A 15,640-nucleotide genomic window follows, 5' to 3' on the forward strand; every position below is an offset into this window, starting at 1 on the left:
CGGCGCCCCGAGGTGGCCTCGGGGCGCCGGTTCAGCCCTTGAGGTCGGCCGACAGGCGCAGGGCGTCGTCCGCGATGCTCTTGATCAGGTTCTTGTCCTTGTGCTTGGCGTAGAAGTCGGCCAGCACGATCGTGGTGTTCGTGCCGTCGACGCCCGACGCGTACGCCGCGTCGGCGCCGCTCACGCTCGGCGCGCCGGAGCCGGTGAACGTCTTGTCCTTCACCAGGTCCGTGACGTTGCCGGTGCCGTCCTGCTCGGTCAGCGTCTTGAGCGCCTTCGCCTGCGTCGAGTCCGGCATCCCGACCAGCACCACCGACACCAGCGCCTTCGCGCCGCCCGACTCCGTCGTGTAGAGCGCGCGGACCAGCGACTGGCACTCGTTGTCCTGGAAGAAGTCGTGCGTCTTGCCGTACGACTTCGAGGCGCACTCGTTGGACTTCGCCGGCCCGGCGACCAGCGTGAACTGGTACTTCCCGGTGTTCTGGGCCGGCGGCTGCGCGACCGGCTCGTCGGGCGTCGAGTCGTGCCGGATCAGGAACCAGAGCAGCCCGGAGACGACGGCGATCGCGACCAGCCCGGCGCCCCTGAGCAGCAGGGACCGGGTGTCGCGCGCCGGAGGTCCCGGCACGGGCGGGCGGGGCTGCGGGGGCACCGCGCCCAGCGGGGCCGTGTCGGACGGGCCTGGGGTGAAATGCGCACCAACCACGAGGCCATACGGTAGTTCACCGTCTCCGGCGCGTTCACTCGAATGCGCGTAAGACGCGTTCGACGTCGTCAGCGGTGTTGTAGAGGTGGAAACCGACCCGCACCCGGCCACCGCGGACGCTCGAGACGATCCCGGCCGCCGCGACCCGCTCCGGATCGGCGTCGAGCGACACGATCGGGGTACCTCGCGGGGGTAGCCCGAGCTTCTCGAGCAGCTGGTCGGCCAGGCCGGTGTTGTGCGCCGCGACCTGCGCGAGGTCGAGGCCGCCGAGGTACTCCAGCGCGGCGGCCGCGCCGACCTGGGCGAGCCAGACCGGCGAGAGGTCGAACGCGCGGGCGTCGCCGGCCAGGCGCAGCGGGAGGCCGTAGACCGTGGCCCACGGGTCCTCCCCCGCGTACCAGTTCGCCGCGACCGGCCGGGTCCGGTCGCGGGCGTCCGGCCGCACGGCGAGCCACGCGCAGCCGCGCGGGGACAGCAGCCACTTGTAGCCCGCCGCGACCACCCAGTCCGCCCAGGCGACGTCCAGGGGCAGCCAGCCCACGGCCTGGGTGGCGTCGAGCAGCACCGCCGCCCCGGCGGCCTCGGCGGCCGCCCGCAGCGCGGGGAGGTCCACGAGCCGGCCGTCGGCGGACTGGACGACGCTCACCGCGACGACGTCGTGGCCCTCGACCCGCTCGGGCAGCAGCTCCAGCGGGACCTCGGTCACCGTGACGCCGGGGGCGGCCGCGAACGGGAAGGTCACGCTGGTGAAGTCCCCTTCGGCGGCGAGCACGCGGGTGCCGGCGGGCAGCGCGGCGGCGACGTTCGCGACCAGCTGCGAGGCCGACGCGCCGATCGCGACGTGCCCGGGTTCGACGCCGAGCAGGCGCGCGAACCCGGCCCGGGACCGGTCGACGTACCGGTCGAACTCCCCCGGCCGGGTCGCGCCGGTGCGCCACCGTTCGACGGACTCGGCCACCGCGGCGGCCACCGGGGCCGGCGGGATGCCGACGCTGGGCGTGTTCAGGTAGCCGGGCGGGACGGCGAAGTCGCTTCCGAAGGCGCGCATGGTCTTCAGGCTGGCAGACCGGGCAATCCGATTACGGCAGCAGCGCCACGACGTCGGCGTAGCCCGGCGGGCTCAGCGGCAGGGCGTCGCCGTCGCGGACCGCCAGCGCCGTTGCGGCCGCCGCCTGCAGGGCCATGCGGTACGGGAGCGAACCGAGGCTGACCCGCGCGACGCCCAGGTCCGCCAGCCCGGCGAAGGTGACCTTGCCGGGCAGGAACAGCAGGTTGACCGGGAGGCCGAAGCCGACGATCCGCTCGACGTCCGCCGGGTCGGCCAGGCCGGGCACGAAGACGCCGTCGGCGCCGGCCGCCGCGTAGGCCCGCACGCGATCTTCGGCGGTTCCGATCGCCTGGTCGCCGGACCAGTGGGTGTCGGTGCGGGCGTTGAGGAACAGGCCCGGGACGCGGTCCTTCACCGCCTCGACCAGCGCGGACTGGACCTCGACCGGGGCGAGTGCGCCGTCGGCCCGGCCGTCTTCGAGGTTGACGCCGACGGCACCGGCGTCGGCGAGTTCCGCGGCGAGGTCGGCCACGGCGGCGGGATCGGCGCTGAAGCCGTCGGCGATGTCGACGCTGACCAGGACGTCGAGCCGGGCCAGGCGGCGGGTCAGGGCGACGGTGGCGTCCCGCGTCGAGGGGGCACCGTCGGGCTCACCGGCCGCCGCGGACACGCCGAGGCTGGTGGTGCCGAGGGCGCGGAACCCCTGCGCGGCCAGGAAAGCGCCGACGCCGAACTCCCACGCGTTCGGCAGCAGCAGCGGGGTGCCGGGGAGGTGGAGGGCACGGAATTCGTCCATGCCCCGAACCTAGGAGCGGGACGCTTCGGCGGGCGCCGAACGGACGCGGTCACGGCCACAGCAGCGGCGCGGCGTGCCACACCGCCCAGCCGACGAGGGCGAACCACGCGGCGATCCACACGAACGCGGGGATTCCGGTGAACCGGGCGAGCAGGGCGGCGTCGTCCTGCCGGCCGCGGAACCCGGCACGGAGCCGGTTGAGGACGAGCACGCGCAGTCCGCCGATCTCGCTGGCCAGCAGCAGCCAGGCTTCGGCGTACGCGACGCCGTTCTGCAACCAGCCCGGCGCCCAGCGCACGGCCGAGTACGCAATCCCCCCGATGACGGCGACCGACGCCAGGGTGAGCAGGTCGCGGGCGAACAGCGCGATGAACACCATCGCCGCGGTGGTCAGGCCGAGCACGGCGGGGACGAGCCCGCGGTGCAGCAGCGCCGCGGCCCCCAGCCCGGCCAGCGGCGGCATCGCGTAGCCGGCGGCAGCGGTCAGGACCCCGGCGAACGGCGACGGGTTCCACTGCTCGGTGAAGCCGGACTCCGAGCCGGTGATCCCGATGCGGACGACGCCGCCTCCGGTCAGCAGGCTCATCAGCGCGTGGCCGCCTTCGTGGACCAGGGTGCCCAGGACGTTGGCCCCGGTCAGAAGGGTCCGCGTACCGGTGGCCGGCACGGCGAACGAGGGCGTCGCCACGGCGGCGGCCACCAGCGCGGTGACACCGACGAGCTCCCACCCCGGCGCGGGAACGGTCTCGTTGAGCACGGCGAACACGCCGACGAGTGTCCCGTCCGGGGAGCCACCCGGGCACCACGCGAGAGCCGGTTGTCCAGGAGCTGTCCACAGCCGCGCCCGGCGGAGCTAGGCCGAGGCGGGGGTGTGCTCCGCGTCGTAGGCGTCCCGGGCTTCCTGGACCGCCGTCATGTGCCGGCGGGCCCACTGGTCGAGCACCTCGAGGGGCTCGGACAGGTTGCGGCCCAGCGTCGTCAGCTCGTACTCGACCTTCGGCGGGATCACCGCGTACGCCGTGCGGGTCAGGATCCCGTCGCGGACCAGGCTGCGCAGCGTCTGGGTCAGGACCTTCTGCGAGATCCCGTCGACCCGGTGCCCGATCTCGGTGAACCGCAGCGGGCCGTCCCGCAGGGCACCGACGATGAGCACCGTCCACTGGTCGCCGATGCGGTCGAGCAGCTGGCGGGTCGGGCAGTTGCGGTCGTACGGGTTCGACAGCACGGCGCGTCTCCTTACTTTCCCGGGGAGAGTAACACGCCGTTCAGGCGGTTGCGGCCATCAAGGTCGTGAACAGGATGCGCAGGTGCCGGCGGCCGCGCTCCCAGCGGGCCTCCAGCTCCTCCTGGTCCCGCGTCGCCCAGCTCGCGATGAGGATGCCGCGCACGACGTCCATCGCCGTGTACACCGCGTGCAGGAACTCGTGGTGCGCCGCGTGCTCCGGCAGCAGCGCCTTGCCGAACTCGACCAGGCTGGACGTCGCGATCGGCTCGACCGCCGCCATCTGCCCGCGCAGCTCCGGATCCGTGCGGGCGGCGACCCACAGCTCGACCGTCGCCGAGAACACCGGCCCCTGGTGCATCTCCCACATCAGCTGCAGCGCGTCGCCGACCGGGTCGCTGGACGCGCGGAGGCGGTCGAGCTCGGCCATCGCGACCTCGGTGCGCTTCTCCGCCAGGTGCCGGATCGCCGAGGTCACCAGGTCGGCCTTCGTCGGGAAGTGGTGGACCTGTGCGCCGCGCGTGACGCCGGCGCGGTCGGCCACCCGCGTGGTCGTCGTGCCCGCGTAGCCGTATTCGACGAGGCAGTCGATCGTCGCGTCGAGCAGCCGCACGCGCATCGCCGCGCTGCGTTCCTCCTGGGTGCGGCCGGTCGATCCCCGTCGTGGCGCTGACATGCGCCCACTTTATGGGGCCGCGCGCACCCCGGCCGCGTCGACCAGCCCGGCGACCACCTGCCCGATGAAGCGGCCGAGGAACCGGCGGTAGAACCAGCCGGTGCCGGGGATCTTCGGGGTGAACGTCGAGTGCCAGTGGATCTCCGTGCCGCCGTCGGCCGGGGACAGGTCGACGTAGGCGACGTAGTCCCGCAGCGGCAGGCCGTGGTCCAGCGCGTAGCCGAACCGGCGGCCGGGCTCGAGCGCGACGATCTTCTCGTACGAGCGGATACCGCCGGTGCGGAACAGGCGGATCGCGCCGAGACCTTCGGGCTCACCCTCGCCTTCGCGGACCAGCTCGAACGACCCCAGGGGCGACCAGCGGGGCCAGCTCGCGCCGTCCCGCAGCAACGCGTACACCGTGTCGGCGTCCGCGGCCGTCACGCCGCGGACCGAAATTCTCTGTACCATTTGGTACGTGTACCATTCGGTACATGATCGACGCAAGCCCGCGCGTGAAGCTCCTCGACGCGGCGATCGACCACATCGCCCACCACGGCGGCGCGGACCGGAGCCTGCGGGCGCTGGCCACCGCGCTCGGCACCAGCCACCGCATGCTGATCTACCACTTCGGCTCCAAGGAAGGCCTGCTCACGGCGGTGGCGCGCGAGGTCGAGGCCCGGCAGCGGGCGGCGCTGGCCGACCTCGACCCGGCGGAGTTCTGGCACCGGCTGACCGCGGACGACCTGCGGGCCAACGAAAAGCTCTTCTTCCAGCTCTACGGCCAGGCCCTCGGCGGCACCCCGGGCACCACCGAGTTCCTCGACGGCGTCATCCAGGACTGGCTCGGCCCGATCGAGGCGCTGCTGGCGGCGCGCGGCGTCCCCGAAGCCGACCGTGCCGCCCACGCCCGGCTCGGCCTCGCCGTCACGCGCGGCCTGCTGCTCGACCTCGTCACGACCGGCGACCGCGACGCCGTGAACGCCGCGATGGCGCAGTTCCTGGCGATGTCCGAGAAGCTCGCGTGATACTGGCGAAATGCGACTGCTACTGGGGTTTCTGGCCGCACTGATCACCACGACCGGGCTCGTGCCCGCGGCGTCCGCTTCGGAAAGCCGGCCGATCCACGAGACGGCCTGGGTCGAAACCGGCACCGACCAGGACCGTGACGGGAAGCCCGACCGCGTCGCCGCCGACGTCATCCGGCCGGACGCGCGGGTGCGCGTCCCGGTGATCCTCGACGTCAGCCCGTACTACGCGTGCTGCGGCCGGGGCAACGAGTCGCAGAAGAAGACCTACGCGCCGGACGGCACGCCGCAGCAGTTCCCGCTGTTCCTCGACAACTACTTCGTGCCACGCGGGTACGCCGTCGTGCTCGCCGACGTCGGCGGGACGAACCGGTCTTCGGGCTGCTTCGACGACGTCGCCGACGGGATCGCCGTCGTGAACTGGCTCAACGGCCGCGCGAAGGCGTTCGACGCTCCCGAAGGCGGCCGGCCGGTGACAGCGGACTGGGCCACCGGGGACGTCGGCGCGATCGGGAAGTCCCAGGACGGCGCCACCGCGATCGGCATGGCCGCGTCCGGCGTCCGGGGGCTGAAGACCGTGGTGCCGATCGAAGGCGTCGCCGACAACTACAGCCAGCTCATCGCGAACGGCGCTCCCCTGGCCACGCCGGAGAACACCGGCTCGGCGTTCACCTACAACGAGCGCGCGGCCGAGCTGTGCAAGCCGTTCGAAGCGGACCTGAAGACGCGGATGGGCACGAACGGCGACTACACCGCCTACTGGCGGAGCGTGCACTACGTGCCGCGGCCCGGGCAGGCGAGCGTGCTCGTCGCGCAGGGCTTCGGGGACAGCGCCGTGGCGCCGAACCAGTTCGCCTCCTACTGGGACGCGCTCGGCCGCGCCGGTGTGCCGCGCAAGGCGTGGCTGAGCCAGGCCGGGCACGTCGACCCGTTCGACCTGCAGCGCGCGCAGTGGGTGGCGACGCTGGGCCGCTGGTTCGACCGCTGGCTGCGGGGCGTCCGCAACGGCGTCGAGACCGAGCCGGCGGTGCACCTCGAGATCGCGCCGGACCGGTGGACCGACGTCCGGAGCTGGCCGCCCGCGAGTCTTCCGGCGACCTTCCGGCCGAGCGCCGACGGCACGCTCGGACTCCGCGGCTCGGGCACGGCCACCGTCGTCGACGACCCGGCTGTCGGACGCGAGGAGTGGGCGACCGGAGCTTCGGCGGCGAGGTTCACCGGCGCCCCCTTGACCTCGGCGGTGCGGCTCGCCGGGTTGCCGTCGGTGACGATCACCGCGTCGTCCGACAAGACCGCCGCCCGGCTCGGCGTCGCGCTCGTCGACTACGGCCCCGCCGACGTGCGCAACACCGCGAACTACGGCAGCGGGATCAAGAACCTGACGACGTCGTCGTGCTGGGGTGTGAGCCGGCCCGGGGACTCCGCCTGCTTCCTCGACACGGCGGCCGACCTGGTGCACGTGGACCACCGGATCGTCGCGGCAGGCTGGGCCGACCTCGGGCACCACGCGTCGCCGCGCCACGGCGAGCCGCTCGTCCCTGGGCGGGCGTACTCGATGACGTTCACGCTGACCGCGCTCGACCACGTCGTCCCGGCGGGGCACCGGCTCGGCCTGCTCCTCGGCGGCACCGACGGGCAGCTGTTCGACCCGGCGCTGCCGGCGCTGGGCGACACGCTGACGTTCGACCTCGCGCGGACGTCGGTCACCGTCGGCCTTACAAAGCCCGAACACTAGGCGGACGCCCTCCGAACACCACCCCGCCAAAGTTCTCCTCGCAAGCACGACACGAGGGAGACGACATGCGAGGAACCACCTGGACGCGGCTGGCGCTGGCGGGCTGCGGGAGCGCGGCCTGCCTGCTGGTGGCGGCGCCGCTGGCCTCGGCGCAGACGACGTCGCCGGCGCCGGTCGCGCCGATCACGCTCAGCCCCGAGGAGTCGCAGCAGGTCTGCGGCGACTGGGTGCCGAAGCTGCAGAAGCGCGCCGACAACCTGGAGAAGCGGATCAACGGCGGTCCCGAGGTCGCCGGTTCGGTCGCCAACCTGAAGGCACGCGCCCAGGACCAGCGCGCGGCCGGGCACGAGGACCGCGCCAAGAAGCTCGACGACCGCGCCACCAAGCGCCAGGGCAAGGCCGGCGAGCTGACCACGGCGAAGCAGAAGCTGGACGCCTTCGCGTCGGCGCACTGCAAGCCCGCGGCCCCGGCGCCGACCAAGTGAGGGCGGCGAGGATCGCGGCAGCGGTCGGGGCCGCCGCGCTCATCGCGCTCGGCTGCTCGGCCTGCCGCGACAACCTGATGGGATCACCGGACTCCGGTTCGCCCCCGGCGTCGTCGGTGTCTTCGGAGCTCAGCGGGATCGAGTCGACGCTGAACGGCGTCGAATCCGACATGAACAGCGATGGCTCACCCTGACCGGCTAGCGTCTCCCCGTCGATGACGGCGGAGACGGGAGCAGGCATGGGGTCACCGGGGCGCGGCCTCGTCCTCGTGGTCGAGGACGAGGCCGCGATCGCCGAGCTGGCGGCGCTCTACCTCAAGCGCGACGGCTTCGGCGTGCACGTCGAGGCCGACGGCGGCCGGGCGCTGGACGCCGTCCGGCGGCTCAAGCCGGTGGCGATCGTGCTCGACATCGGACTGTCCGGATTGGACGGTATCGAGATCTGCAAGGCGCTGCGCGCGGCCGGCGACTGGACGCCGGTGCTGTTCGTCACCGCCCGCGACGACGAGCTGGACCGCTTGCTGGGCTTGGAAATCGGCGCCGACGACTACCTGACCAAGCCGTTCAGCCCGCGCGAGCTGGCCGCCCGGGTCCGGACCGTGCTGCGGCGTGCGTCCGGCGCGGCTCCGGCACCCGCTGCGTTGACCGTCGGCGGCGCGCGCGTCGACCTCACGAGCCGCCGGGCCTGGGCGGGCGAGACGGAGATCTCCCTGACGTCCACCGAGTTCGACCTCCTCACGCACCTGCTCCGGCACCCGGGGCAGGTGCTTTCGCGCGACCAGCTGCTGAGCGCCGTCTGGGGGTACGCCGCCGCGGCGGGCACGCGGACCGTGGACGTCCACGTGGCGCAGCTGCGGGCGAAACTGGGGACGTCGAGTCCGATCCGGACGGTGCGCGGCATCGGCTACGCGGCGGACCCGGCATGAGGTACCGCGGCACCCTCGCCGGGCGGATCACGCTGGTGTGCCTCGCCGTCGCGGGCGTGGCGGTGATCGTGGCCGGGCTCGTCGCGGCCCGGCTGATCCGGACCACGGCGGACAACGTGCTGCAGTCGTCGCTGGCCGCGCAGGCCGACGTCGTCGCGTCGCAGCTCGACGAGACCGGCATCGGGAACCGGCTCGGCGTCGGCAAAGTGGCCGATGTCGTGCGTGGGCAGGGCATCTCCGTGGTGGTCCGGCGCGCGGGCGGCCAGGCGGCCGGCGACGCGGTCGCCGTGCAGGCGGCGGCCAAGGCGGGGCTCGCCGCCCGGCATTCGACGCGCGTGACGGTCGCGGGCGCGCAGTACCTGGTGGAGACCCGGGTGATCGGCACGCGCGGGGCCGCGTTCGCGCTCGTCCTGCCCGCACGCAGCGCCGAAGCGACGCAACGCGCGCTGGTGCGCAACATCGCGCTGGCGCTCGGCATCGGGCTGCTGGTGGCGGCCCTCGCGGGCTGGTTCTCGGGCCGGCTGCTGGGCCGTCCCCTGCGGCGGGCCGCCCTTGCCGCGGGATCGCTCCGGGCCGGACGCCGGGACGTCCGGGTGCCGGTGCAGGGGCCGCGTGAGGTGGCGGAGGTCGCCGGGTCGCTGAACTCGCTGGCCGACGCGCTGGCCGTGAGCGAAGCGCGGCAGCGGGACTTCCTGCTGTCGGTGTCGCACGAGCTGCGGACGCCGCTGACCGCCGTGACCGGGTTCGCCGAAGCGATCGCGGACGGCGTGGCAACCGGTGACGACGCGGTGCGCGCGGGTCAGACGATCCAGCGGGAGGCGCTGCGGCTGGAGCGGCTGGTGACGGACCTCCTGGAACTGGCCCGGCTGGGCGCGGACGAGTTCCGGCTGGACCTGGCCTCGGTGGACCTGGCCGCGTTGGTCCGCGACTGCGCCGAGGTCTGGCAGCTGCGGTGCGCGCGGGAGGACGTCCGGCTGTCCGTTTCGGCGCCGGCTTCGCCGGTCCCGGTGCTGGCGGACGCGCGGCGGCTGCGTCAGGTGGTGGACGGGCTGGCGGAGAACGCGCTGCGGGTGACGCCGGGTGGCGCGCCCATGGTGTTCGCGCTGTCGGTGTCCGGTTCGGGTGCGTCGCTGTCGGTGCGCGACGGCGGGCCGGGCCTGGCACCGGAGGACTACGCGGTGGCGTTCGAGCGCGGGGTGCTGAACGCGCGGTACCGCGACCGCCGTCCGGTCGGGTCAGGCATCGGGCTGGCCCTGGTCCACGGCCTGGTCACCCGCATGGGTGGCACGTTGACGGCCGGCCCGGCCCCGGAGGGCGGCGCGGCGTTCACGATCACCTTCCCGCCGGCGGCGTCGGACGCGACGGTGCCCCTCCCCCTGGGCTGAGCTGGGCCGCGCGGTCGGTGACGTCCATGAGAGCCCAGTGTTCGACCACCCGGCCCTCGCGGACGCGGATCATGTCCATGCTGGTCACGGCGTAACTGCGGCCGGTCGAGATCTGCGTGCCCGTGCTCGTGTAGCGGTTGACCGAGAACTCGCCGTCGGCGACGTTCTGCTCGACCCGCACGCCGACGTCGCGGAAGTCGGCGAAGAACTCGCCGCCGAGCATGGCCTCCCACTTCGCGCGCCAGGCGTCGACGCCGTGGTGGTCGCCGCCCGCGCCACCGCGGTGGTCGACCACCTGCGGGTCGATGTAGCGCAGGCCTTCGGCGACGCTCTCCTTCGTGAACGGCGTCAGGGCGATCAGGCGGCGGTGCACTTCGGCGGCGTCCATGCTCGCTCCTTAAGTGGGGAGTTCCCCGGTTAGTGTTCGGCTACGCTAACCGGGGATGTCCCCACTTGGCAAGGGAGCAGCATGACGGCACGGGCCCGCAGGTCGGACGCGCGGGACAACCAGGCGCTCGTGCTCGCCGCGGCGAAGAAGGTCTTCGCCGAGGACGGCCCGGACGCACCGCTCGACCGCATCGCCCGGCGCGCCGGCGTCGGCAACGCGACCCTGTACCGGCACTTCCCGAACCGGCGTGAGCTGGTCGTGGCCGTGTACGCCGACGAAGTCGCGGAGCTGCGGAGCCGCGCGGACCTCGACGCCGGCAACCCCGGCGAAGCGCTCTTCGCCTGGCTCGGACTGTTCGTCGAGCACGTGCGGACCAAGCGCGCCCTCGCACTCTCGCTGGCCGATCCCGCGGGTGAGCACGAGAGCCTGTTCGCGGGCTGGCACGCGGCGATGAACGCGACCGCCGCCGCCCTGCTCGACCGTGCCCGGGCGGCGGGCGCGGTGGCGTCCGACGTCACCGAGCTGGACCTCCTCCTGCTCGCGACCGGCATCGCACTGGCCGGCGGTGAGCCCGGGCGGCTGCTCGCCCTCGTCCGCCGCGGTGCGTCGGCTCGCTGAACGCGCATCTCGCGTGATTGGAGAGGCATCACGCGTGATTGGAGGGGCGACACGGCGGGTCGTTAGGGTCGGGCCATGGAGATGCTGCACCTGCGCTACTTCGTCGCGGTCGCCGAGGAACTGAACTTCTCCGCCGCCGCGCGGAAGCTGCACATGGCCGCGTCGCCGCTCTCCCAGCGGATCAAGGACCTCGAGCACGAACTCGGGCAGCAGCTGTTCGACCGCAGTACCCACCATGTGACGCTCACCGCCGCCGGGACCGCCTTGCTGCCGCTCGCGCGGGACGTCCTCGAGCAGGTGAGTGCGATTCCGTGGCGGCTGCAGGAGGCCGTGCGGCCGCAGCGCAGCACCGTCTTCCTCGGCATGCCCGCCGGCGTGCACCCCGACCTGCGGGACCGGGTCAACGCCTTGGCCGAGCGGGTCAAGGCGCACTACGAGCTCAAGCGCTGGCCCGGCACCACCGCCGACCTCGTCCAGGGCGTGCACGACGGGAAGCTCGCGCTCACCCTCGCCCGGCTGCCGGTCAGCGATCCGGCGCTGGAGCAGCTGCCCGTGATGTCGGAACGGCTCGGCGCGGTCGTCCCGGCCGACCGGTTCGCCGGGCGGGACTCCGTCACCCTGGCCGAGCTGGCCGCATTCCCGTACGTGGCCTCACCCGGGGAAATCACGCCCGCGTACTTCGACCAGCTCGACCACCAATTGACCGAACTGGGCGTCAAGAAACGCATTCGCCTGACCAACACCGGCTACGGCGGAACGTCCGAAATCATTTCCAGCGGCGAGGCCTTCTCCATTTCCATGCTGGACGACCGGAGCCCGATGCACGGTTACCGGCTGGACAACGTGATCGTGTTGCCGTTCAGCGACTTCCGGCCCCAGCTCGACACCGGCCTGCTGTGGCGCCGCGACCGCGATCTCCACCAGCTCGTCGCAGCCGCGAAAGAAATCTTCGCGGAGCCGATCAGCACGTAAACAATGGTATGACCACCGTGGTCATACCATTGTGCGCATCATGATCATTCCCTTTCGCGCCACCCGCGCCTACGTTCGTGAGTAGAGCGAAGAGCGCGAAAGGACGAAATGATGACGGACATCAGCACCGCGACCGGCCCGCTGGACGGCGTGCGCGTGATCGACCTCTCGACCGTGGTCATGGGCCCGTACGCGGCCCAGATCCTCGGCGACCTGGGCGCCGACGTGATCAAGATCGAGTCCCCCGCGGACACCGTGCGGGTGGGCCAGTACCGCACCACGCCGGGCATGACGCCGCTGAACCTCAACGTCAACCGCAACAAGCGCAGCGTGGCCCTCAACCTCAAGGACGAGACCGAGCGCGAGCAGGCGCTGAAGCTGATCGACACCGCCGACGTGCTGATCACCAACATGCGTCCCGGCGCACTGGCCCGGCTCGGCCTGAACTACGCCGACGTCGCCGAGCGCAACCCGCGCCTGGTCTACGCCCACGCGCAGGGCTTCCGCAGCGACTCCGCCCAGGCCGGCAACGCCGCCTACGACGAGACCGTGCAGGCCTCCTCCGGCCTGGTCGACGTCGCCAACCGGGCGCTGGGCGAGCCGGTCTACCTGCCGACGATCATCGGCGACAAGGTGTCGTCGCTGACCATCGCCTACAGCGTGCTCGCCGCGCTGGTGCACCGCGACAAGACCGGGCAGGGCCAGCAGATCGAGATCCCGATGACGGACACGCTCCTCGCGTTCAACCTGGTCGAGCACCTCGCCGGGCACACCTACGAGCCGGCCGAGGGCCCCACCGGCTTCGCCCTGTCGATGACGAAGGGCCACGCCGCGGTCCGCACGAAGGACGGCCTCGCCTGCGTGATCCCCTACAACCCGAAGAACTTCCGCGACTTCTTCGCCGCGGCCGGGCGCCCGGACCTCGCCGAGGACCCGCGCGTCAACGGCGAAGCCATCGACCGCGCCGACAACGAGTGGCTGACCGGGCAGATCGCGGCGTGCGCCCCGGCGCTGACCACCGACGAGTGGGCCGAGGTCTGCGCGAAGCACAGCATCCCGATGGCGCCGGTGCTGGAACTGGACCGCGCGCACGAGGACGGCTACGTCCGCGACGGCCACCTGCTCGACACCGTCGAGCACCCGAGCGAGGGCGCCATCCGCACGGTCGGCATCCCGGTGAAGTTCTCCGCGACGCCCGGCTCGATCCGCCGCCTGGCCCCGCTGGCCGGCCAGGACACCGCCGAAGTCCTCGCGGAACTGAACTGAAAGAAGCAAGACGATGACCGAAGTACGCACCGAACGGATCGGCAGCACCCTGCTGATCACGATCGACCGGCCCCAGGCTCGCAACGCGGTCAACGCCGCCGTCGCGGCCGGACTGGCCGCCGCCCTGGACGAGCTGGAGAACGACCCCACGCTCCGGGCGGGCGTCCTCACCGGCGCCGAGAACACCTTCAGCGCCGGCATGGACCTCAAGGCCGCGCTCAAGGGCGAGTCGCCGGAGATCCCGGGACGCGGGTTCGGCGGCCTCACCGAAGCCGAGCTGGCCAAGCCGCTGATCGCCGCCGTCGAAGGGTTCGCCATGGGCGGCGGGTTCGAGCTGGCCTTGGGCTGCGATCTCATCGTCGCCGCCGAAGACGCGAAGTTCGGCCTCCCTGAGGTCAAGCGCGGCCTGATCGCCGCGGGTGGCGGCGTCATCCGGCTGCCGAAGCGGATCCCGCACCACCTGGCGATGGAGTTCCTGCTGACCGGCGAGCCCGTCACCGGCCGCCGCGCGGGCGAGCTGGGCCTGGTCAACCGTGTCACGCCGAGCGGGGACGCCGCCGCCGTCGCGCTGCAGCTGGCCGAGAAGCTGACGGAGAACGCGCCGCTCGCGCTGGCCGCCGTCAAGAAGATCGTGCGTGCCGCGGATCCCGCGGCCGTGCAACGCGAAGAAATCGAGAAACTGATGCAGTCCGCCGACGTCCGCGAGGGCATGACCGCCTTCGCCGAGCGCCGCGCTCCGAAGTGGACAGGCGAATAAACCATGAAGATCGACGAAGTCCGCAGGCACGTGACCACTCCCCTGACCGCCCCGGCGTTCGCGCCCGTGGTCCCGAGGTTCACCGACCGCGAGTACCTGAACATCGTCTACCGCACCGACGCCGACGCCCTGCGCGCCGTCGTGCCGGAGCCGCTGCAGGTCGAAGAACCGTTGGTGCGCTTCGAGGTCATGAAGATGGGCGACGTCTCCGGCTACGGCCCGTACACCGAGTCCGGCCAGGCGATCGAGGTCAGCTTCGACGGTGAGCGCGGCGAGTACCTGCACGCGATGTACCTCGACAACTTCCCGGCGACGGCGTCCGGGCGCGAAGTGAGCGCGTATCCGAAGACGATCGGCAGCCCGGGTTTGTACGTCGACAACGGTGTCCTGGTGGGCACTTTGGACTACGGGACGCTCCGGGTGGCGACCGCGACCATGGGCTACAAGCACCACGAACTCGACGCCCGCGAAGCCGAACGCCAGATCACGGTCCCGACGTTCATGCTCAAGACGATCCCCGGCTACGACGGCACCCCGCGCGTGCAGGAGCTGGTCCGCACCGAGATCACCGACGTCGTCGTCAAGGAGGCCTACACCGGCCCCGCGCGGCTGCAGCTGTTCCAGCACGTCCTGGCCCCGCTGGCCGACCTGCCGGTGCTGGAGGTCGTCTCCGCCAGCCACATCCGCACCGACCTGACGCTCGCCCCGGTCAAGCCGGTCTTCGACTACCTGAAGGGAACACAGTCATGAAGAACGCGGCCGTCATCGGCGCCGGCACCATCGGCCTGTCCTGGACGGCGCTGTTCGCCCACCACGGCCTGACCGTCCGGGTCAGCGACCCGCGCCCCGACCTCGCCGAGGCCATCACCGACGCACTCGAGACGTTCGCCCCGCACCTCGGCACGACCGCCGACGTACTGGCGAGCCGGGTGCACGTCGCCGCCGACGTCACCGAAGCCGTCCGTGACGCGGATGTCGTGCAGGAAAACGGACCCGAGAACGTCGAGTTCAAAAAGGACCTGTTCGCGAAGCTCGTCGAAGAAGCGCCGGAGCACGCGCTCTTGCTGAGCTCGTCGAGCGCCATCCCCTCGACGGCGTTCACCGGGGAGATCGACGGCAGCCGGGTCCTCATCGGACACCCGTTCAATCCGCCGCACCTGATCCCGCTGGTCGAGGTGGTCCCCGGCGAGCGGACCAGCGCCGAGTCCGTCCGAAAGGCGGTGGACTTCTACACCTTCCTCGGCCGCACACCGGTCGTGGAGCGCAAGGAGATGCCCGGCTTCGTCGGCAACCGGCTGCAGAACGCGCTGAGCCGCGAGGCGATCTACCTCGTCGAGCAGGGTGTCGTGACGCCGGAAGAACTGGACGCCGTCATCACGAACTCGCTCGGCATCCGCTGGGCGACGGTCGGGCCGTTCCTCGGCTCGCACCTCGGTGGCGGCCCCGGCGGCTACCGGCACATGGCCGAGCACATCGGCAAGTCGATGAAGCAGATGTGGGCCGGGCTGGGCACCCCCAGCCAGAGCCCCGAAGAGCAGGAACGGCTGATCGAAGCCGTCGAAAAGGCTTACGGCTCCTCCACGTACTCGGAACTGGCCGAGACGCGCGACCGCAAGCAGCTCGCAGTGTTGACCGCAGTGGAGGAGAACTGAC

General features: G+C 72.3%; 20 protein-coding genes. 12 read left to right on the forward strand and 8 right to left on the reverse strand.

Annotated elements, in window-relative coordinates; translation table 11 throughout:
- Positions 1-31 precede the first annotated feature (31 nt).
- The 7 genes from QSK39_RS26065 to QSK39_RS26095 form a co-directional block, all read right to left on the reverse strand.
- On the reverse strand, positions 32-628 hold the full coding sequence (locus tag QSK39_RS26065) for a hypothetical protein (RefSeq protein ID WP_353051085.1): 597 nt from the start codon (positions 626-628) through the stop codon (positions 32-34).
- A 112-nt stretch (positions 629-740) separates the two neighbouring features.
- A complete protein-coding gene (locus QSK39_RS26070; RefSeq protein WP_285480447.1) occupies positions 741-1,754 on the reverse strand; it encodes an aminotransferase class V-fold PLP-dependent enzyme in 1,014 nt (337 codons plus the stop codon).
- 31 nt (positions 1,755-1,785) lie between these two features.
- Positions 1,786-2,550, reverse strand: a complete 765-nt coding sequence (locus tag QSK39_RS26075; protein WP_285480448.1) for an isocitrate lyase/PEP mutase family protein — start codon at positions 2,548-2,550, stop codon at positions 1,786-1,788.
- A gap of 49 nt (positions 2,551-2,599) precedes the next feature.
- On the reverse strand, positions 2,600-3,316 hold the full coding sequence (locus QSK39_RS26080) for a M50 family metallopeptidase (RefSeq protein ID WP_285480449.1): 717 nt from the start codon (positions 3,314-3,316) through the stop codon (positions 2,600-2,602).
- A gap of 87 nt (positions 3,317-3,403) precedes the next feature.
- Positions 3,404-3,775: a winged helix-turn-helix transcriptional regulator gene (locus tag QSK39_RS26085; protein WP_285480450.1), complete on the reverse strand. Its 372-nt coding sequence runs from the start codon at positions 3,773-3,775 to the stop codon at positions 3,404-3,406.
- Between the two features lie 40 nt (positions 3,776-3,815).
- A complete protein-coding gene (locus QSK39_RS26090; protein WP_353051086.1) occupies positions 3,816-4,391 on the reverse strand; it encodes a TetR/AcrR family transcriptional regulator in 576 nt (191 codons plus the stop codon).
- A gap of 66 nt (positions 4,392-4,457) precedes the next feature.
- Complete coding sequence (locus QSK39_RS26095) at positions 4,458-4,898, reverse strand: SRPBCC family protein (protein WP_285480452.1); 441 nt, start codon at positions 4,896-4,898, stop codon at positions 4,458-4,460.
- A 23-nt stretch (positions 4,899-4,921) separates the two neighbouring features.
- On the opposite strand from QSK39_RS26095, the gene QSK39_RS26100 reads away from it, so the two are divergent.
- The 6 genes from QSK39_RS26100 to QSK39_RS26125 all read left to right on the forward strand — a co-directional run bounded on the left by QSK39_RS26100 (position 4,922) and on the right by QSK39_RS26125 (position 9,986).
- A complete protein-coding gene (locus QSK39_RS26100) occupies positions 4,922-5,455 on the forward strand; it encodes a TetR/AcrR family transcriptional regulator (protein WP_285480453.1) in 534 nt (177 codons plus the stop codon).
- Between the two features lie 10 nt (positions 5,456-5,465).
- Positions 5,466-7,190, forward strand: a complete 1,725-nt coding sequence (locus QSK39_RS26105; RefSeq protein ID WP_285480454.1) for a CocE/NonD family hydrolase — start codon at positions 5,466-5,468, stop codon at positions 7,188-7,190.
- A 65-nt stretch (positions 7,191-7,255) separates the two neighbouring features.
- A complete protein-coding gene (locus tag QSK39_RS26110) occupies positions 7,256-7,675 on the forward strand; it encodes a hypothetical protein (RefSeq protein WP_285480455.1) in 420 nt (139 codons plus the stop codon).
- Positions 7,672-7,869: a hypothetical protein gene (locus QSK39_RS26115; protein ID WP_285480456.1), complete on the forward strand. Its 198-nt coding sequence runs from the start codon at positions 7,672-7,674 to the stop codon at positions 7,867-7,869. The genes QSK39_RS26110 and QSK39_RS26115 overlap by 4 nt, the downstream gene beginning before the upstream one ends.
- A 45-nt stretch (positions 7,870-7,914) precedes the next feature.
- Positions 7,915-8,601, forward strand: coding sequence for a response regulator transcription factor (locus QSK39_RS26120; RefSeq protein WP_285480457.1), 687 nt, complete (start codon positions 7,915-7,917; stop codon positions 8,599-8,601).
- Entirely contained in the window at positions 8,598-9,986 is a 1,389-nt protein-coding gene (locus QSK39_RS26125) for a HAMP domain-containing sensor histidine kinase (RefSeq protein WP_285480458.1), read from the forward strand. Before QSK39_RS26120 ends, QSK39_RS26125 begins: the two co-directional genes overlap by 4 nt.
- Here QSK39_RS26125 and QSK39_RS26130 read toward each other — a convergent pair.
- Positions 9,934-10,374: an ester cyclase gene (locus tag QSK39_RS26130; protein WP_285480459.1), complete on the reverse strand. Its 441-nt coding sequence runs from the start codon at positions 10,372-10,374 to the stop codon at positions 9,934-9,936. The two genes, QSK39_RS26125 and QSK39_RS26130, sit on opposite strands and share 53 nt — an antisense overlap.
- An 81-nt stretch (positions 10,375-10,455) precedes the next feature.
- Between QSK39_RS26130 and QSK39_RS26135 the strand changes: the two genes are divergently transcribed.
- The 6 genes from QSK39_RS26135 (at position 10,456) to QSK39_RS26160 (ending at position 15,639) form a co-directional block, all read left to right on the forward strand.
- Positions 10,456-10,992: a TetR/AcrR family transcriptional regulator gene (locus QSK39_RS26135; protein ID WP_285480460.1), complete on the forward strand. Its 537-nt coding sequence runs from the start codon at positions 10,456-10,458 to the stop codon at positions 10,990-10,992.
- A 75-nt stretch (positions 10,993-11,067) separates the two neighbouring features.
- The gene (locus QSK39_RS26140) at positions 11,068-11,964 is read left to right on the forward strand and encodes a LysR family transcriptional regulator (protein WP_285480461.1); all 897 of its coding nucleotides are present in this window, start codon (positions 11,068-11,070) and stop codon (positions 11,962-11,964) included.
- Between the two features lie 111 nt (positions 11,965-12,075).
- The gene (locus tag QSK39_RS26145) at positions 12,076-13,230 is read left to right on the forward strand and encodes a CaiB/BaiF CoA transferase family protein (protein ID WP_285480462.1); all 1,155 of its coding nucleotides are present in this window, start codon (positions 12,076-12,078) and stop codon (positions 13,228-13,230) included.
- Positions 13,231-13,243: 13 nt separating this feature from the next.
- Complete coding sequence (locus QSK39_RS26150; protein ID WP_285480463.1) at positions 13,244-13,987, forward strand: crotonase/enoyl-CoA hydratase family protein; 744 nt, start codon at positions 13,244-13,246, stop codon at positions 13,985-13,987.
- A gap of 3 nt (positions 13,988-13,990) precedes the next feature.
- The gene (locus QSK39_RS26155) at positions 13,991-14,737 is read left to right on the forward strand and encodes an acetoacetate decarboxylase (RefSeq protein ID WP_285480464.1); all 747 of its coding nucleotides are present in this window, start codon (positions 13,991-13,993) and stop codon (positions 14,735-14,737) included.
- Positions 14,734-15,639, forward strand: coding sequence for a 3-hydroxyacyl-CoA dehydrogenase NAD-binding domain-containing protein (locus QSK39_RS26160; RefSeq protein WP_285480465.1), 906 nt, complete (start codon positions 14,734-14,736; stop codon positions 15,637-15,639). The genes QSK39_RS26155 and QSK39_RS26160 overlap by 4 nt, the downstream gene beginning before the upstream one ends.
- Position 15,640: the final 1 nt, after the last annotated feature.

It is taken from the genome of Amycolatopsis sp. NBRC 101858, assembly GCF_030269325.1.
GTDB classification, from domain to species: Bacteria; Actinomycetota; Actinomycetes; order Mycobacteriales; family Pseudonocardiaceae; genus Amycolatopsis; species Amycolatopsis ponsaeliensis.